The sequence below is a fragment of the Staphylococcus sp. HMSC065D05 genome, assembly GCF_001813195.1.
Classification (GTDB): Bacteria; Bacillota; Bacilli; order Staphylococcales; family Staphylococcaceae; genus Staphylococcus; species Staphylococcus epidermidis.
In genome coordinates this window covers 161,145-161,501 of the sequence record NZ_KV811763.1, presented here as the reverse complement: position 1 = coordinate 161,501, position 357 = coordinate 161,145, and the positions used below count along the sequence as shown (strand labels likewise).

The following is a 357-nucleotide window of genomic DNA, read 5'->3' as shown; positions in this document are numbered from 1 at the left end:
ACCTTATACCTAAAATTACAGAGTACTAAAACTTATCAAATGCATTTTCATCTTCTTTTTTTATATACCTTATACCTAAAATTACAGAGTACTAAAACTTTTATCTAAACCGCTTAATGTGTTCATATATATACCTTATACCTAAAATTACAGAGTACTAAAACGCTGTTTCTGTTATGAGTAAACGTCTTATCATATACCTTATACCTAAAATTACAGAGTACTAAAACTCATACTAAATGTATCTGTAAGTCCTTTAAATATACCTTATACCTAAAATTACAGAGTACTAAAACCATGTGGGCTTGTCCAAATGATGAAGATAAATATACCTTATACCTAAAATTACAGAGTACT

At 27.5% G+C, this 357-nt stretch carries 1 CRISPR repeat array.

Annotated features, from left to right (window positions below):
* Nucleotides 1-62 precede the first annotated feature (62 nt).
* Nucleotides 63-357: direct repeats of the CRISPR family, unit length 31 nt; unit sequence ATATACCTTATACCTAAAATTACAGAGTACT.